Origin of the sequence: Microbulbifer thermotolerans (assembly GCF_001617625.1) — a bacterium.
Classification (GTDB): domain Bacteria; phylum Pseudomonadota; class Gammaproteobacteria; order Pseudomonadales; family Cellvibrionaceae; genus Microbulbifer; species Microbulbifer thermotolerans.
In genome coordinates this window covers 1,445,669-1,461,111 of record NZ_CP014864.1, presented here as the reverse complement: position 1 = coordinate 1,461,111, position 15,443 = coordinate 1,445,669, and the positions used below count along the sequence as shown (strand labels likewise).

Below are 15,443 nucleotides of genomic sequence, written 5' to 3'. Positions count from 1 at the left end.
TCTAGGACCTCTTCTCTCCCTCGCACCGAAAACGGGTAAGGAATAACTGCTGATCGTTTTACAGGTACTTGGGCAACTCACTGGCCAGCGCGGCCATGGTAAACACCGGCAACGCCGCCGAAAGACTATCCAGGCGATCCAGAATACCACCGTGGCCCGGCAACATACGGCTACTGTCCTTAATACCCCGGTGACGTTTAAACATACTCTCCACTAAGTCACCGATCACGGATGCCAGTGCCGTTACCAGGATACCGAAGGAGAAGAGAACCGTATTCTTAAGCGGCAGGCCGAGCAGCAGCGACACGGCAAGCGCGAGAACCAGGCAGGCCCCCAGGCCGCCGAAAAACCCCTCCCACGACTTGCCCGGGCTGACTTCCCGAGCCAGCTTGTGCTTACCAAAACGACGCCCGACAAAATAAGCGCCCACGTCCGCAAACACCACGACCGCGACCACAAAAAGCACCAGCCAAGCGCCGTGCTCCTGACCGCGCAAAATCACCACCGACAACCAGGCGGGCACCAGCACCACCAGACCGATAAGTCCCCGCGCCCACCGATTGCCCCACAACATGGCGCTGGCCGGATAGCTCTGCACCCAAAGGAACGCCAGCGCCCACCACCCGCAGGCCACCGCCAGCACCTGGCGCGCGCGGTCCGCATCGGGAGAGGCAAAATCCATTGAAAAGACATACTGAGCAGTGCCGATCAGTACTCCGCCCAGGACAGCGAGAAACACGAAGCGCAAAGCGCGGTTGAGATTGGAAAGATTGGCCCATTCCCAGCCGCCGAGGAGAATGACCGCTACTGTGGCCAGAGTGAACCACTGAATAGGCAACAGGAAGAGAGCCCCGAGAAACAGAGCGACCAGTACCAGCGCAGTAATTATTCTTTGTTTTAGCACCGTAAAACCCTTCTTTATCCAATTCCCCTGGTCGCCCAGCCACATCCGGGCGAACGCAGAGTACAAGATTTTTTGGCCCCGGGATATCCGAGCGCTCAGGCTGCGGATTTTATACTCCGGCCACCACCCCGCCTTCCCCACGACCGCCGAAGCGGCGGTCCCTCCGCCGGTAAGCGGCGATCGCGGCATCGAGTTCGCTCTCGTCAAAGTCTGGCCACAGTGTATCCGTGAAATAGAATTCACTGTAGGCTGCCTGCCACAATATAAAATTGCTGATACGCTGCTCACCACTGGAACGGATCAGAAGATCCACTGGCGGCAGATCCGCCAGCTGCATGTAACCGTCCAATAGCGCCTCGGTAATGGATTCCGGGGAACGCTCGCCCGCGGCCACCTCTTCGGCCAACTCCCGCGCGGCCCGGGCAATATCCCAGCGCCCCCCGTAGTCGGCCGCAATCACCAGCTCGCCCTCTGCCCCCCCGCGGGTGCTTTCCTCCGCGGACGCAATAGCGCGCTGCAGCCGTGGAGAGAAGCGGTCGCGCCGGCCGATAACTCTCAGGCGTACGCCCTCTTCCCGCATGCGCCGGGCCTCTTTGCGCAAATAGGAATAAAACAGTCCCATCAGCAACTCCACCTCTTTTGGTGGACGCTGCCAGTTCTCACTGGAAAAGGCGAACAGGGTAAGCACCTCGACTCCGCGGTCCCGACAAGCCGACAACAAATCGCGGATGCGCTCGACACCGGCCTTATGGCCGGCGGAGGGGGAAAGCCCACGGCGGGCGGCCCAGCGCCCATTGCCATCCATGATAATGGCGATATGACGCGGGCCGGGAGCGCCGGCATGGGTACCACCGGCACTCATCAGATTTCCATCAAATCCTTTTCTTTGGCTGCAAGCGCCTTATCGACCTCAGCAACAAACTGATCGGTAATTTTCTGAATCTCGTCTCCTGCACGGCGCTCCTCATCCTCGGAGATCTGCTTGTCTTTGACGAGTGCCTTGACGTCCGCAAGTGCGTCGCGGCGAATATTGCGAATGGACACGCGCGCGGTTTCCGCCTCGCTCTTCGCCTGGCGGATGAAGTTCTTGCGGGTTTCCTCGGTCAAGGCCGGCATGGGTATACGGATGACCGCGCCCGCAGTGGCCGGATTCAGCCCCAAGTCGGACTTCATGATGGCCTTCTCAATTTCCGGCACCAGGTTTTTTTCCCAGGGGGTAACAGACAAGGTGCGCGCATCCTCTACCGTGATATTCGCCACCTGGGACAGCGGTGTATCACTGCCGTAATAGGAGACATGAATGCCGTCGAGAATACTCGGGTGCGCGCGACCGGTACGGATTTTATTGAAGTTACCGGCCAGTGCATCGAGCGCCTTGCCCATACGCGCTTTCGCTTCTTTTTTGATATCTTCGATCACTGTTCCACTTCCTCTTCGATTAGCGTGCCCTCTTCGCCGCCCACAACAATATTGAGCAGCGCACCGGCCTTGTCCATGCGGAATACCCGCACAGGCATATTGTGTTCACGGCACAGGCAAATTGCGGTTAAATCCATCACCCCGAGTTTCTTGTCCAATACCTCATCGTAAGTGAGGCGGTCGTAACGGGTAGCCGTCGGGTCCAACACGGGATCGGCGGAGTAAACACCATCGACTTTGGTGGCCTTCAGCACCAGCTCCGCTTCTATTTCGATGCCGCGCAAGCAGGCGGCGGAATCCGTAGTAAAGAAAGGATTGCCAGTGCCCGCGGCAAATATCAGCACCTCGCCACGCTCCAAAAAGCGGATAGCCGCACGGCGGTCATAGTGGTCGACGATACCGCTCATCTGAATGGAGGACATCACTCGGGAAGAAATGTTTGAACGCTCGAGCGCATCGCGCAGGGCCAGCGCGTTCATCACCGTGGCGAGCATACCCATGTGGTCTCCGGTCACCCGGTCCAAGCCCGCGGCGTTCAGCGCCGCTCCGCGAAACAGGTTGCCACCGCCGACCACCAACCCCACCTGCACTCCGATGCCCACCAATTGGCCTATTTCCAGCGCCATCTTATCCAGCACCTTGGGGCTGATCCCAAAGCCTTGATCGCCCATCAGCTCTTCGCCACTGAGTTTTAACAGTATTCGCTTGTACTTACGGTCTTTAACACCGGGCATCCATCGGTCCTCATCTAGCGCTGGCAGAGTTCGCCGCCGAACATTACAACAAATTCGGTCATTTACACAGAGGGGTGCCCGGCGCAACTCTTTCCGAGCCCGCCAGAGCACCCCACCGCAAACGGGCGCCCTGTGGACGCCCAATGAGTCTGATCAGGAGGAGGACTTGACCTGCGCGGCCACTTCCGCCGCAAAATCCGTCTCTTCCTTCTCTATACCCTCGCCCACCTCGAAGCGGACAAAAGACACGACTTCCGCGCCGCCATCCTTGACCAGCTTGCCGACACTTACATCCGGATTCTTGACAAAGGGCTGCTCCACAAGGCTGTTCTCCTTGAGGAACTTCTTGATACGACCGCCCATCATCTTCTCGACGATCTCGGCCGGCTTGCCTTCCATATCCGGCTGGGCCTTGATAATTTCCTTTTCTTTGTCCAGCACATCGGCGGGCATATCTTCGGGCTTATTCACCTGCGGATTGACCGCTGCCACATGCATGGCGACATCCTTGGCCAGCTCAACGCTGCCACCACTCAGCGCCACCAGGGCGGCGATGCGGCTGTTGGAGTGTACATAGGCACCGACAACCGGCGCTTCCACCAGCTGCACGCGGCGCACGCCAATGTTCTCGCCGATCTTTTGGACCAGCGCTTCGCGCGCGGCTTCCAGCTCACCTTCCATCAAGGCCGCAACATCCTCCTGACGCTCAGCAAAGGCTTTGTCGACAACCTTGACCACAAAAGCCTGGAAATTGTCATCGCGGGCGACGAAGTCGGTCTCGGAATTCACCTCCACCAGCACACCGTAACTGCCGTCTTCGGCCACTTTGGCAGCAACAATGCCATCCGCAGCGGTGCGGCCAGCTTTTTTAGCGGCCTTCAGGCCGGAGGCTTTGCGCAGATTTTCAATCGCTTTTTCAATATCACCGTCCGCCTCGGTCAGTGCCTTCTTGCACTCCATCATCGGCAGGCCGGTGCGCTCGCGCAGTTCTTTTACCATAGACGCGGTAATCGCCATGATTCAATCCTCGGGGTCTATCTCTGAAAAATTAGAAAAAAGGGGCCGGTCGAGGGCCCCCTTTTTCGCGTTCGCAGTGTAACGGCGTTGTGTTACACCACTGCGCCCTGCGGCTCTCGATTACTCGGAATCCGCAGCGGCCTCGTCGTCACTTGCTTCGACATATTCATCCGCGGCCGCACTGCCGCCTGCCTCAGCAGTACCGGCAACCACAGCATCCGCTACAGCGGTGGTGTACAGCTTGATGGCACGGATGGCATCGTCGTTGCCAGGGATAACATAGTCAACGCCATCCGGGTTGCTATTGGTATCCACTACACCGATTACAGGGATGCCCAGTTTGTTGGCTTCCTGAATAGCGATACGCTCGTGCTCAACATCGATGACAAAGAGCGCATCCGGCAGGCCAGCCATATCCTTGATACCGCCGATAGAGCGCTCCAACTTCTCCATGGCACGGGTGCGCATCAGCGCTTCTTTCTTGGTCAACTTGTCAAAAGTACCGTCCTGGGATTGAGTCTCCAGGTCGCGGTAACGCTTGATAGAGGCACGGATAGTCTTGTAGTTAGTGAGCATACCACCCAGCCAGCGGTTGCTGACATAGGGCATGCCACAGCGCTCGGCCTGCTCCTTGACGGATTTCTGCGCGGCGCGCTTGGTGCCTACGAACAGAATTTTCTTTTTCTGAGCGGCCATTCCCTTGATAACCTGCAGGGCCTCATTAAAAGCCGGAACAGTGTGCTCAAGGTTGATGATGTGAATCTTGTTGCGGGCACCGAAGATATATTGACCCATCTTCGGGTTCCAGTAGCGGGTCTGGTGACCAAAGTGGACACCAGCCTGCAGCATATCGCGCATGCTGACTTGCGGCATAACAAACACCTCGATTGTACGGGTTACTCCTCCACACATCCCATGCACCAACCCCATCCAGCCGAATTGGACAGAGCACCCAGACGCATGTGCCGATGTGTGTGCGGCATTAAACTCACTCCGGGACAGCCCCGGAGCGGCGCGCTTTATACCATATTCGCCCCCGCACCGGAAGAGCCCACCGAGACTCTCCGCGGTCCGGGCGCAGTTTACCCGCCCCAAGCGCAAAAGCCGCCCGTCCCGGAGTGCCCTCCCCCGGCCAATCCGCTACAATACGGCGCCACGCCAAACAGCAAGGATTTTCCATGACAGCTATCAAGACTCCGGAACAGATCGCCAAAATGCGTATTGCCGGCCGCCTGGCCGCGGAAGTGCTGGAAATGATCGGCGAGTACGTTGTCCCCGGCGTCTCCACAGAGGAACTGGACAGGCGCTGCCACGACCATATAGTCAATGTGCAAAAAGCCATTCCCGCCTGCCTCGGCTACCGCGGATTTCCAAAATCCATCTGTACGTCTGTCAACGAAGTGGTCTGTCACGGCATTCCATCGGAAAGCAAAATCCTGAAAAAGGGCGACATCATCAATATCGATGTCACCGTCATCAAGGACGGCTGGTACGGCGACACCAGCAAGATGTTCTTTGTTGGCAAGCCGGCCCTCCACGCAGAGCGCCTGGTGCGGGTGACTCAAGAATGTCTGTACAAGGCGATCGATATCGTGCGCCCCGGCACCACACTCGGCGATATCGGCCACGTGATCCAACAGCACGCGGAAAAGAACTACTATTCCGTGGTGCGCGATTTTTGCGGCCACGGCATTGGCGACGTCTTTCACGAGGACCCGCAGGTGCTCCACTATGGCAAGCCAGGCACCGGTGAAGTGTTGAAGGAAGGCATGACTTTTACCATCGAGCCGATGATCAACGCCGGCAAGGCCGCCACCCGCGTTCTCGGCGATGGCTGGACCGCTATTACTAAGGACCGCCGCCTGTCCGCCCAATGGGAGCACACTATGGTGGTCACCAGTAGTGGCGTAGAAGTTCTGACAGCGCGCAGTGAAGAACATTTTTGAGACTCTGAGCCTGGAACAAGCCTATAGCCCGACGCCCTGGCCCCACTGCGGGCGCCGCTCGCCTGAGGTCACGGACGGCCGCGCAAGCGCAAAGGGGCACACTGGCAGCGCGCGCCGCGAACAGTAACTTCAGCCAGGGCGGCCACCTCGAGCCTGCTCAATGGCACTGCGAATCCCTGAATAAACCAAGATGCAGCTGGCCAACACCCCCTACTTCGAACGCCCCCTGTTCTTCTTCGATCAGGGCCGCTTCCGCAAGGCCCTCACTGAAGGCGTCAAGCCCCCGCTCACCATTTTCAAAGACGCCTTCGCCGCCGCCGACACCCAGATGGCGGAGCGTTTCCGCGAAGGGGAAGATGTGCGTACACTGGTGCACGAGCGGGCGCTATTCATCGACTGCCTTCTGCATTACGCCTGGTATCAATACGACTGGCCGAACGGTATCAGTCTGCTGGCAGTGGGCGGCTACGGCCGCGGAGAGCTGCACCCCCACTCGGATATCGATCTGTTGATACTGACCGACGGCTCCGCCGCCCCGGACACTATCGACAATATCGAGCGGTTGGTGGCGTTTCTCTGGGATCTGGGGCTGGATATCGGTCACTCGGTGCGCACCATTGACCACTGTCTGGAACTGGCCGCCGAAGACATCACGGTGGCAACCAACCTGATGGAGTGCCGCACCGTTGTGGGTGACGACAGCTTGCGCGAACGGCTCACCGAAGGTTTGGCTCCCGATAAGTTGTGGCCGGCAGAGCAATTCTTTTCCGCCAAATACGCCGAGCAGTGCGACCGCCACAACAAGCAGCAGGCGGCGGAATACATCCTTGAGCCCAATATCAAAAACTCCCCCGGCGGCCTACGCGATATTCAAACCATCGGCTGGGTAGCCAAGCGCTATTTCCAAGTGCGCACGCTCAAGCAACTGCAGGGCCAAGGCTTCTTTACCGAAGATGAATTCGCGATTCTTCAGTCCGGGGAAGACTTCCTCTGGCGGGTCCGCTATGGGTTACACCTGCTGGCCGGACGCGCCGAGGAGCGGCTGTTGTTCGACTATCAGCGCGAACTGGCAAAGCAATTCGGCTACGTGGACAGCGGTACCCAACTGGCGGTGGAACAATTCATGCACAACTACTACCGCATCGTGATGGCACTGCGGGAACTGAACGACGTGCTGCTGCAATTCCTGAATGAGGCCATACTGCAACGCGGCCAACACCAGGTAGTCAAGCCGATTAACGAGCGCTTCCAGTTGCGCGACAACACCATTGAAGTCACCCAGACCCGCGTCTTCACCGAGACCCCCTCAGCGCTGCTGGAAATCTTTGTACTCATGGCGGAAAAACCCGAGATCCGGGACGTGCGCGCCTCCACCATCCGTCTGATCCGCGAACACCGTCACCTGATCGATGAACGCTTCCGCGCCGACCCGTGCAATGCGGAGCTGTTTATGCAACTGCTGCGCTCCCCCCGCGGCCTCTCCACCCAGCTTTCCCGCATGACCCGCTACGGTATTCTCGGCCGCTACCTGCCGGAATTCGGCCGGGTGACCGGGCAAATGCAACACGACCTTTTTCATATTTATACCGTGGACGCGCACACCCTGCAGGTAGTGCGCAATATGCGCGCTTTCCGCAGCCCGGAGGCCTGGCAAAAATTTCCTATCGCGGCCGAAATTTTGTCGCGCATGCGCAAACCGGAGCTTCTGTATATCGCCGGCCTCTATCACGATATCGCCAAAGGACGCGGCGGCGATCACTCCAAGCTGGGCGTAGCGGATGCCGATGCCTTCTGCCGCCGCCATCAGTTGCCTGGCAGAGACCGGCGCCTGGTGTGCTGGCTGGTGGAAAAGCACCTATTGATGAGCCATGTTTCGCAGAAACAAGATATCAGCGATCCGGAAGTGGTACACGATTTCGCTCGCGAAGTGGGTGACCGCGAGCACCTCGACTATCTCTACGCCCTCACCGTAGCCGATATCAATGCCACCAACCCGGATCTGTGGAACAGCTGGCGCGCCAGCCTGATGCGTCAACTTTACCAGGCGACGCAACGCGCCCTGCGCCGGGGCCTGGAAAACCCCATCGATCGCGAGGAGATTATTGAAGAGACCCGCAGCCAGGCGCGCAACATGCTGCGCGCCATGGGGCTGCCGATCGGTGCCGTCGAAAACATCTGGGCTCAGATGGGCGAGGACTACTTTGTGCGCGAGAGTGCCGACAATATCACCTGGCACACCGCCGCCATACACCAACTGCACAGCAGCCGCGGCCGGGGCAACCAAAAAGATACCCTGGTGCTGACCCGCAACTCGGGCCCCGGCGAACACGACGGCGCCACCGAAGTATTCGTTTACACCCCGGACAGAGCCAACGTCTTCGCGGCCGTAGTTACCGGTCTCGATATGCTCAATCTGAACATCCACGACGCGCGACTGTACAGCTCCGCGTCCGGCTACACACTAGACACGTTTTACGTACTGGACGAATCGGGACAACCGCTACTGGACGAACCCCGGCGTCTAGAGCAAATCCGCAACACCCTGCAGCGGGAACTGGCACTGGTCGAAGATTACTCCAAAGTCATCCAGCGCAGGACACCGCGCCGCCTGAAAATGTTCGAACTGGAGAGCCGGGCCCAGCTTTCCACCGACCCCGGCAACCACTACAGCACCCTGGAGATTACCAGCGCTGACAGGCCGGGCCTGCTGGCGCGAATTGCGCGTATCTTTCTCGCCCACGACCTGCGCCTGCACAATGCCAAAATCTCCACCCTGGGCGAACGCGTGGAAGACATCTTCCATATCACCGATGCCCGCGGCCAGCCATTACTGGACGAAGCCGCCAATCGCAAACTGGAAGAAGTCATCTGCCGCGAACTGGACGCGCACCAAATCAACCATCAATAACAGCGACACAGCCCCAGCGCCGGAATAGCAGGCAACCGCCGGCACCACCCAAGGATCACGGACAGGAAACGCGAACATGTATCCAAATATCGATAAACTACAGCCCTATCCGTTTACCAAACTGGCAGCCCTAAAAAAGGGCCTGGTGCCGGCTGAAAAGCAACCGATTGCCCTGTCCATCGGGGAGCCCAAACACACCCCGCCAGTATTCGTGCGCGACGAGTTGATCGACAACCTGGACAAACTTTCCGCCTACCCGGCCACCAAGGGCATAGACCCTCTGCGACAAGCCATCGCCAAGTGGCTGTGCAAACGCTTTCAGCTCGAAGCTGTCTGCGCGGACAGTCAAGTGCTGCCAGTCAACGGCACCCGCGAAGCACTCTTCGCCTTTGCACAGGCGGTGGTTTCTCCGGGCGCCAAGGTACTGATCCCCAACCCCTTCTACCAAATATACGAGGGCGCAGCCCTGCTCGCCGCGGCCAGCCCGCATTTCATCAACTGCGTTGCGGAAACAGACTTCAAACCGGATTTCGCCTCCGTGCCGGAACAGGTCTGGCACGACTGTGAACTACTGTATATCTGCACCCCAGGCAACCCCACAGGCGCCCTGCTGGATGAAGCGGATCTGCGCCAACTTATCGAACTTGCGGACCGCTACGACTTCGTCATCGCCTCCGATGAATGCTACTCAGAACTTTACTTCGATGAAGAGCAGCCCCCGATGGGACTACTGCAAGTCTGCCAGCAACTGGGACGCGATGATTTTTCCCGGTGTGTGGTGTTCCACAGCCTTTCCAAACGCTCCAATCTGCCGGGGCTGCGCTCGGGCTTTGTCGCTGGCGATGCCGAAATACTGAAAAAATTTCTGCTTTACCGCACTTACCACGGCTGTGCTATGGCGCTGCCGAGCCAGTACGCCTCTATTGCCGCCTGGCAGGACGAGCAGCACGTGCGGCATAATCGCGCTCTTTACGCACAAAAATTTATCCAGGTGCTGGAAATTCTCGATGGCTGCCTGGACGTGCGGCAGCCCCAGGCAGGTTTCTATTTGTGGCCGAATGTGGGAGATGGAGAGAATTTTGCGCGCGAACTCTATCGCCAGCAAAATATCACCGTGCTTCCCGGCGCCTTCCTCGCACGCGAGGCGGGCGGCGTCAATCCCGGCCGTGAATATGTGCGCATGGCACTGGTCGCGACTCTGGACGAGTGCGTCGAGGCAGCGAAACGTATCCGGGCATTCTGCGGGTAAAAACAGCAAACGCACAGCGACGGAGATCCCAACTGGAATAAGCAGGAAAAATGTCGGGAAAAAACTTACTCAAACGGGAGCGGGTGGCGTTTATCCAACAAAAACTGGACCAACTCTACCCGGAGACCCCCATCCCCCTGGACCACAAAGACCCCTATACACTGCTGGTGGCTGTACTGCTTTCGGCGCAATGTACCGATGAACGCGTCAACCAAGTCACTCCGTCGTTGTGGCAGCTGGCGGATAACCCGGCGGATATGGCACAGGTGCCAGTGGAAAAGATCCAGGAAGTTATCCGTCCCTGCGGCCTGTCACCGCAGAAATCCAGGGCCATCAGCAGACTCTCGCAGATTTTGGTCAACGAATACCACGGCCAGGTGCCGGAAAATATGGCCGCACTGGAAACCCTGCCCGGCGTGGGCCACAAGACCGCCAGTGTCGTTATGTCCCAGGCCTTTGGCCACCCGGCCTTTCCAGTGGATACCCATATCCACCGGCTGGCACAGCGCTGGGGCCTCACCAGCGGCAAAAATGTCGCGCAGACAGAGAAAGACCTGAAGCGGCTCTTTCCCCGCGAACACTGGAACAAACTGCATTTACAGATCATTTTTTACGGGCGCGAATACTGCACTGCGCGCGGCTGCGACGGCACCGTGTGCGAGATCTGTACCACCTGTTACCCGAACCGCAAAAAACCCAAGAAAACCAAAAAGGCCTGATTGTGATTACGCTCTACGGCATCAAGAACTGCGACACCGTCAAGAAAGCCCGCAAATGGCTGGAAAACAATGGTATCCAATATCAATTCCACGATTTTCGCGAGGACGGCATGGAAACAGTGCCGCTGGAATCCTGGCTGGAACAATTCGGCTGGCAGGAAGTACTCAACCGCCGCTCCACCAGCTGGCGCGCACTGAGCGACGAGCAGAAACAGGGAATGGATGACAAGGCGGCCCTGGCGCTCGCCCTGACAACCCCCACTCTCATCAAACGCCCCGTCACCGTTTCCGGCGGCACCACATTGTTTGGCTTCAAGGAAGCCGCCTTCTCCCAACTGATCTAGAAAAAGGAAATCCACCATGAGCGACATGTACAGCATTGGTTTCGGTGTCGGCACCTGCAACAGTAAGGGGGAGTGGCTGGAAGTTTACTATCCGCAACCACTGTTCCAGCCCTCGGCCGACATCGCCGCCGTGGTCAGCGAAACACTGAAAGTCAATGGAGGTAACCACACCCTGCCGTTGGACACCGCACAGCTGCAACCACTTGCGGACAAACTGACCGCCGCGGGCGCTGCCGAACAAGCGCAAATTCTGCAGCAATTCGCCTCCAGCCAACGCCCCCTGGTGGCTGTGGTCCTGAGCAGTGACGAGGCACCGCAGTCTGTGCCCGAGGCCTACCTGAAGCTGCACCTGCTCTCCCACCGCTTGGTCAAACCACACCAGACCAAACTGGATGGCATCTTTGGCGTACTGGCCAATGTTGCCTGGACCAATCAGGGAGCGATAGACCTGGAAGAGTTGCCACAGCGCCAACTGGAAGCGCGCCTCAAAGGCGAATACCTCGAAGTGGCTTGTGTGGACAAATTCCCCAAAATGACCGACTACGTGGTACCCACCGGCGTACGCATCGCCGACACAGCCCGTGTTCGTCTCGGCGCCTATCTGGGCGAAGGCACCACCATCATGCACGAAGGCTTCGTCAACTTTAACGCAGGCACCGAAGGTCCCTGCATGATCGAAGGCCGTATCTCCGCTGGTGTGTTCGTTGGTGCGGGCTCGGATTTGGGTGGCGGCAGCTCTACCATGGGCACCTTGTCCGGCGGCGGTAATATCGTGATTTCCGTCGGCGATAACTGCCTGCTCGGCGCCAACGCTGGAATCGGCATCCCCCTGGGCGACCGCTGCACCGTGGAGGCGGGACTCTATATCACCGCCGGCACCAAAGTGGCGCTGCTGGACGAAGGCGGAAAGCTGGTGGAGCACATCAAAGCGCGCGAGCTGGCGGGCCGATCCGACCTCCTTTTCCGCCGCAACTCCGTCAACGGCGCGGTGGAGTGCCTGACGAACAAGAGTGCCATCGAGCTCAACGACGCACTGCACAGCAATTAATCCCAAGCGCGCCGCGACCGCGAGCGGCGCGCCTTATACCGGAAGATCCTCTGGCTATGCGCTTTCCGGAAATAAAGGTTCGGTGCGCTCCACAATCAACCGCAAAGCCTACGCGAATTATTCAGTGGCTCCCTGACACGTAACAACACTATGACCCCGACAATACAACTCGCCAGCGACCTGATCCGCCTTAGATCCGTTACCCCCGAAGATGCCGGCTGCATGCCCATGATGGTCGAGCGCCTGGAAAAAATCGGCTTCAAAACCACCTGGCTGCGCCGCGGAGACACTGACAACTTCTGGGCCGTGCGCGAAGGCAGTAACCAGGGCCCGCTGTTCGCCTTCGCGGGCCACACCGACGTGGTACCTACAGGGCCGGAAGACAACTGGCGGCACCCGCCCTTTGCGGCACATATCGAAGAGGGCTATCTCTACGGCCGCGGTGCGGCGGATATGAAAGGCTCACTGGCAGCTATGGTGGTTGCCTGCGAAGAATTCATCGCCAAACATCCGGACCACAAGGGACGCATCGCTTTCCTTATCACCAGCGACGAAGAAGGGCCAGCCCACAACGGCACCGTCAAGGTGGTTGAATGGCTGGAGGACCAGGGCGAGAAGATCGACTGCTGCCTGGTCGGAGAACCCTCGAGCACGGCGTGCGTCGGCGATGTCATCAAGAACGGCCGCCGCGGCTCACTGGGTCTGGAGCTGACTGTCTATGGTATTCAGGGCCATGTTGCCTACCCACATTTGGCGGAGAACCCAATCCACAAGCTGGCACCGGCACTGGCTGAACTCGCTGCCGAGGAATGGGACAAGGGCAACGATTTTTTCCCTGCCACCAGCTTCCAGGTATCCAATATCAACGGCGGCACCGGCGCGACCAATGTCATTCCCGGAGAAGTAAAAGTGGTGTGCAACTGGCGCTTTTCCACCGAAACCACCGCCGGAGAACTGGAAGAGCGCACGCGTGCAATTCTCGATAAGCATGGACTCAAATACACAGCCGACTACAAACTCTCGGGCCAGCCCTTTCTCACCGCCGAAGGTCCCCTGGTAGAAGCGGCGCAGGCGGCCATCCGATCCGTTGCCGGTTTCGACACCCAACTATCCACCGCCGGTGGCACCTCCGACGGCCGCTTTATCGCGCCGACGGGTGCACAAGTGGTGGAACTGGGACCGGTAAACGCCACCATTCACAAAGTCGATGAGTGTGTTAAAGCCGAGGATCTGGATAAGCTCAAGGATATGTATCGGGAAATTCTTTCCCGCCTGCTGACGTAACCGGTATCATCCGCTGTAAGCGCACTCGCTTGCCCGGCTAAGTGCGCTTATTAGCGCGGGATACCGCCAGTGGGGAAACAACATTCAGACGGGTGGCACTGACACAGTCCACTGAGCTGTAGCGCAAGGCTGCGCGAACAGCGAGCACCTGTGCTCGCCTTCCTGGATCGACACAACGGCACCGGGCCGCTGAGAGCGGAAAATAACAGGGCTACTGCGACTAACGGTTTAATGCAGCCGCCTGTGACCAGAAGCGCGCGGGCTCTGGTCCGGCGCTTCATAGGAATGGGTCAACACAAAGTAGTAGATTACCTGCGGCTGCCCCTGTATCTCGGCAACCAGGTCGAAGTTGTACTCGCCTTTCTCGCCGGGTGTGATTTTCACCGCAGTCACATGCTCCGGCTCAATAAACATTTCCGCAACCGGGCGCTTGCCGCGCATCACCTGCACAAGCAAAGTGCGCACATCTTCCTCACTGAAACGCCAGTGGTAGTCATCATCATCGAAGACCACAGAGTCGGCGGTGCCTGCGCGCAGAATGCAATTGGGATGTTCGGTGAGCCAATGCCAGAACTCTTTGAAGGAGAGCGTATTTTTCATAGGCCGATCAGTCATCCAGCTCCAGTACGCTGTCGGCACCGCCTTCGAGACCAAACGCCTCTGCGATCTGCCGGCACCAGCGGTTTAGGCGCTCGCCCGTCAAGTCTTCCTGCTGATCCTCATCAATAGCGAGGCCAACGAACATGCCCTCACCCTCGATTTCCGCTTTGGATGACTCGAATTCGTAGCCATCGGTGGGCCAGTGGCCGACAATGGTCGCCCCCCTGGCGACGATCTCGTCGTGCAACATCCCCATGGCATCGAGGAAATAGTCGCCATAACCGAACTGGTCGCCGAGGCCAAACAGTGCCACCGTCTTTCCGGTAAAGTCCATTGACTGCAGATCTTCCCAAAACTCTTCCCAGTCGGACTGTATCTGCCCGAAATCCCAGGTGGGGATTCCGAAGATAAGCTGGTCGTAATCGGCGATCTCCAGCTGGGTGACGTCGGCAATATCGTATATGTCCACCCGCTCCTCACCCAGGCGGGCCTGGATGCGCAGAGCCACACCCTCGGTGTTGCCCTCGTCACTGCCGTAAAACAAGCCGATTTTGCGCACGTTCTCTCCTCTTCTGGACACTGGTCCGACATTCCGGTTGGGGCGGCGGCGTATTCTCCCAGCAATACCGGGGCACGGCAAGCCGGCGGGCGGTCAGGAAAGAGAATAAAAAAGCCCCCGCTGAGCAGGGGCAAGGGGGTGGTATCTCTACCGGGCCCAATTGGGGGGCGGACCCGGTGGATCGCACAGAAATCGGATGATCAATGTCAGTGACTAAGTGTCAGATTAGCCCTCGCCGCGCTTTCCACGACGCTCCATGCGGCGCTCTTCGCGTTCGGCCTTCAGTTTTTCCAGCTTGGCCTTTTGCTCGTCGGTCAGAATGGCCTCAAATTGCTGGCGTTGTTTATGACGTTGCTGCATTTCAGCTACCTGCAGCCGTCCCAGCTCGGCGCCCAGGCTGTCCAGAGTGGCCTGATCCGCACCGGACGCTATGGCCTCGCGCAGTTTTTTGTGCAGCTCGCGCTTCTGTTTGCGCTGTGCTTTATGCGCTTCCCGGGCAGCTTCGCGGTTGGCCTTGAGCTGCGCCTTCTGACCTTCGGTCAGATTCAGCTCCTCGGCGATATGCTCCATATAGTGCCCTTTGTGATGGTGTGGACCCTGCCCGCCTCCGAAGGCGAGAGTCGCAGCCGGAGCCGCCAGTGCGCCCGCCAATATCACGCTGCCCGCTATCGCTTTCCAGTTCTTCATCGATTCGTCCTCTTGGTTTGTGTCG

16 protein-coding genes are annotated in these 15,443 nt (G+C 58.6%); 7 read left to right on the top strand and 9 right to left on the bottom strand.

The annotated features are described in order from the left end of the window. Positions 1 to 58 precede the first annotated feature (58 nt). The 6 genes from A3224_RS06155 to rpsB all read right to left on the bottom strand — a co-directional run bounded on the left by A3224_RS06155 (position 59) and on the right by rpsB (position 4,947). On the bottom strand, positions 59 to 904 hold the full coding sequence (locus tag A3224_RS06155; RefSeq protein ID WP_067157565.1) for a phosphatidate cytidylyltransferase: 846 nt from the start codon (positions 902 to 904) through the stop codon (positions 59 to 61). A gap of 109 nt (positions 905 to 1,013) precedes the next feature. After that, entirely contained in the window at positions 1,014 to 1,766 is a 753-nt protein-coding gene (gene uppS, locus A3224_RS06150) for a polyprenyl diphosphate synthase (protein ID WP_067152600.1), read from the bottom strand. After that, positions 1,766 to 2,323, bottom strand: coding sequence for a ribosome recycling factor (frr, locus tag A3224_RS06145; RefSeq protein WP_067152598.1), 558 nt, complete (start codon positions 2,321 to 2,323; stop codon positions 1,766 to 1,768). The genes uppS and frr overlap by 1 nt, the downstream gene beginning before the upstream one ends. Further along, positions 2,320 to 3,057 carry a UMP kinase gene (pyrH, locus tag A3224_RS06140; RefSeq protein ID WP_067152596.1) on the bottom strand — a complete coding sequence of 246 codons (738 nt, stop codon included), beginning with the start codon at positions 3,055 to 3,057 and terminating at the stop codon, positions 2,320 to 2,322. The genes frr and pyrH overlap by 4 nt, the downstream gene beginning before the upstream one ends. Positions 3,058 to 3,210: 153 nt before the next feature. Beyond that, positions 3,211 to 4,074, bottom strand: coding sequence for a translation elongation factor Ts (tsf, locus tag A3224_RS06135; RefSeq protein ID WP_067152594.1), 864 nt, complete (start codon positions 4,072 to 4,074; stop codon positions 3,211 to 3,213). Between the two features lie 120 nt (positions 4,075 to 4,194). Next, complete coding sequence (rpsB, locus tag A3224_RS06130; protein ID WP_067152592.1) at positions 4,195 to 4,947, bottom strand: 30S ribosomal protein S2; 753 nt, start codon at positions 4,945 to 4,947, stop codon at positions 4,195 to 4,197. Between the two features lie 305 nt (positions 4,948 to 5,252). On the opposite strand from rpsB, the gene map reads away from it, so the two are divergent. From map to dapE, 7 genes are all read left to right on the top strand, one after another. Further along, a complete protein-coding gene (gene map / locus A3224_RS06125) occupies positions 5,253 to 6,020 on the top strand; it encodes a type I methionyl aminopeptidase (RefSeq protein WP_067152590.1) in 768 nt (255 codons plus the stop codon). A 190-nt stretch (positions 6,021 to 6,210) separates the two neighbouring features. Then, complete coding sequence (locus A3224_RS06120; protein ID WP_067152588.1) at positions 6,211 to 8,928, top strand: [protein-PII] uridylyltransferase; 2,718 nt, start codon at positions 6,211 to 6,213, stop codon at positions 8,926 to 8,928. A gap of 76 nt (positions 8,929 to 9,004) precedes the next feature. After that, a complete protein-coding gene (gene dapC, locus A3224_RS06115; protein WP_067152586.1) occupies positions 9,005 to 10,177 on the top strand; it encodes a succinyldiaminopimelate transaminase in 1,173 nt (390 codons plus the stop codon). A 50-nt stretch (positions 10,178 to 10,227) separates the two neighbouring features. Further along, a complete protein-coding gene (nth, locus tag A3224_RS06110; RefSeq protein WP_067152584.1) occupies positions 10,228 to 10,896 on the top strand; it encodes an endonuclease III in 669 nt (222 codons plus the stop codon). Positions 10,897 to 10,898: 2 nt separating this feature from the next. Continuing rightward, positions 10,899 to 11,240: an ArsC family reductase gene (locus A3224_RS06105; RefSeq protein ID WP_067152582.1), complete on the top strand. Its 342-nt coding sequence runs from the start codon at positions 10,899 to 10,901 to the stop codon at positions 11,238 to 11,240. A gap of 16 nt (positions 11,241 to 11,256) precedes the next feature. Further along, complete coding sequence (gene dapD / locus A3224_RS06100; RefSeq protein ID WP_067152580.1) at positions 11,257 to 12,288, top strand: 2,3,4,5-tetrahydropyridine-2,6-dicarboxylate N-succinyltransferase; 1,032 nt, start codon at positions 11,257 to 11,259, stop codon at positions 12,286 to 12,288. Positions 12,289 to 12,438: 150 nt separating this feature from the next. Next, on the top strand, positions 12,439 to 13,572 hold the full coding sequence (gene dapE / locus A3224_RS06095) for a succinyl-diaminopimelate desuccinylase (protein WP_067152578.1): 1,134 nt from the start codon (positions 12,439 to 12,441) through the stop codon (positions 13,570 to 13,572). 228 nt (positions 13,573 to 13,800) lie between these two features. On the opposite strand, the gene A3224_RS06090 is transcribed toward dapE, so the two are convergent. From A3224_RS06090 to A3224_RS06080, 3 genes are all read right to left on the bottom strand, one after another. Next, a complete protein-coding gene (locus A3224_RS06090) occupies positions 13,801 to 14,187 on the bottom strand; it encodes a hypothetical protein (protein ID WP_074900816.1) in 387 nt (128 codons plus the stop codon). Next, a complete protein-coding gene (locus A3224_RS06085; RefSeq protein ID WP_067152574.1) occupies positions 14,180 to 14,731 on the bottom strand; it encodes a flavodoxin in 552 nt (183 codons plus the stop codon). Before A3224_RS06085 ends, A3224_RS06090 begins: the two co-directional genes overlap by 8 nt. Positions 14,732 to 14,956: 225 nt before the next feature. After that, the gene (locus A3224_RS06080) at positions 14,957 to 15,418 is read right to left on the bottom strand and encodes a Spy/CpxP family protein refolding chaperone (RefSeq protein ID WP_067152571.1); all 462 of its coding nucleotides are present in this window, start codon (positions 15,416 to 15,418) and stop codon (positions 14,957 to 14,959) included. Between the last annotated feature and the right edge of the window lie 25 nt (positions 15,419 to 15,443).

What these genes read in the sequence shown, in the direction of transcription:
- uppS (WP_067152600.1), bottom strand. Translation starts at nt 1,766, where the DNA reads ATGAGTGCCGGTGGTACCCATGCCGGCGCTCCCGGCCCGCGTCATATC.
- pyrH (WP_067152596.1), bottom strand. Translation starts at nt 3,057, where the DNA reads ATGCCCGGTGTTAAAGACCGTAAGTACAAGCGAATACTGTTAAAACTC.
- tsf (WP_067152594.1), bottom strand. Translation starts at nt 4,074, where the DNA reads ATGGCGATTACCGCGTCTATGGTAAAAGAACTGCGCGAGCGCACCGGC.
- rpsB (WP_067152592.1), bottom strand. Translation starts at nt 4,947, where the DNA reads ATGCCGCAAGTCAGCATGCGCGATATGCTGCAGGCTGGTGTCCACTTT.
- map (WP_067152590.1), top strand. Translation starts at nt 5,253, where the DNA reads ATGACAGCTATCAAGACTCCGGAACAGATCGCCAAAATGCGTATTGCC.
- A3224_RS06120 (WP_067152588.1), top strand. Translation starts at nt 6,211, where the DNA reads ATGCAGCTGGCCAACACCCCCTACTTCGAACGCCCCCTGTTCTTCTTC.
- dapC (WP_067152586.1), top strand. Translation starts at nt 9,005, where the DNA reads ATGTATCCAAATATCGATAAACTACAGCCCTATCCGTTTACCAAACTG.
- nth (WP_067152584.1), top strand. Translation starts at nt 10,228, where the DNA reads ATGTCGGGAAAAAACTTACTCAAACGGGAGCGGGTGGCGTTTATCCAA.
- dapD (WP_067152580.1), top strand. Translation starts at nt 11,257, where the DNA reads ATGAGCGACATGTACAGCATTGGTTTCGGTGTCGGCACCTGCAACAGT.
- dapE (WP_067152578.1), top strand. Translation starts at nt 12,439, where the DNA reads ATGACCCCGACAATACAACTCGCCAGCGACCTGATCCGCCTTAGATCC.
- A3224_RS06090 (WP_074900816.1), bottom strand. Translation starts at nt 14,187, where the DNA reads ATGACTGATCGGCCTATGAAAAATACGCTCTCCTTCAAAGAGTTCTGG.
- A3224_RS06080 (WP_067152571.1), bottom strand. Translation starts at nt 15,418, where the DNA reads ATGAAGAACTGGAAAGCGATAGCGGGCAGCGTGATATTGGCGGGCGCA.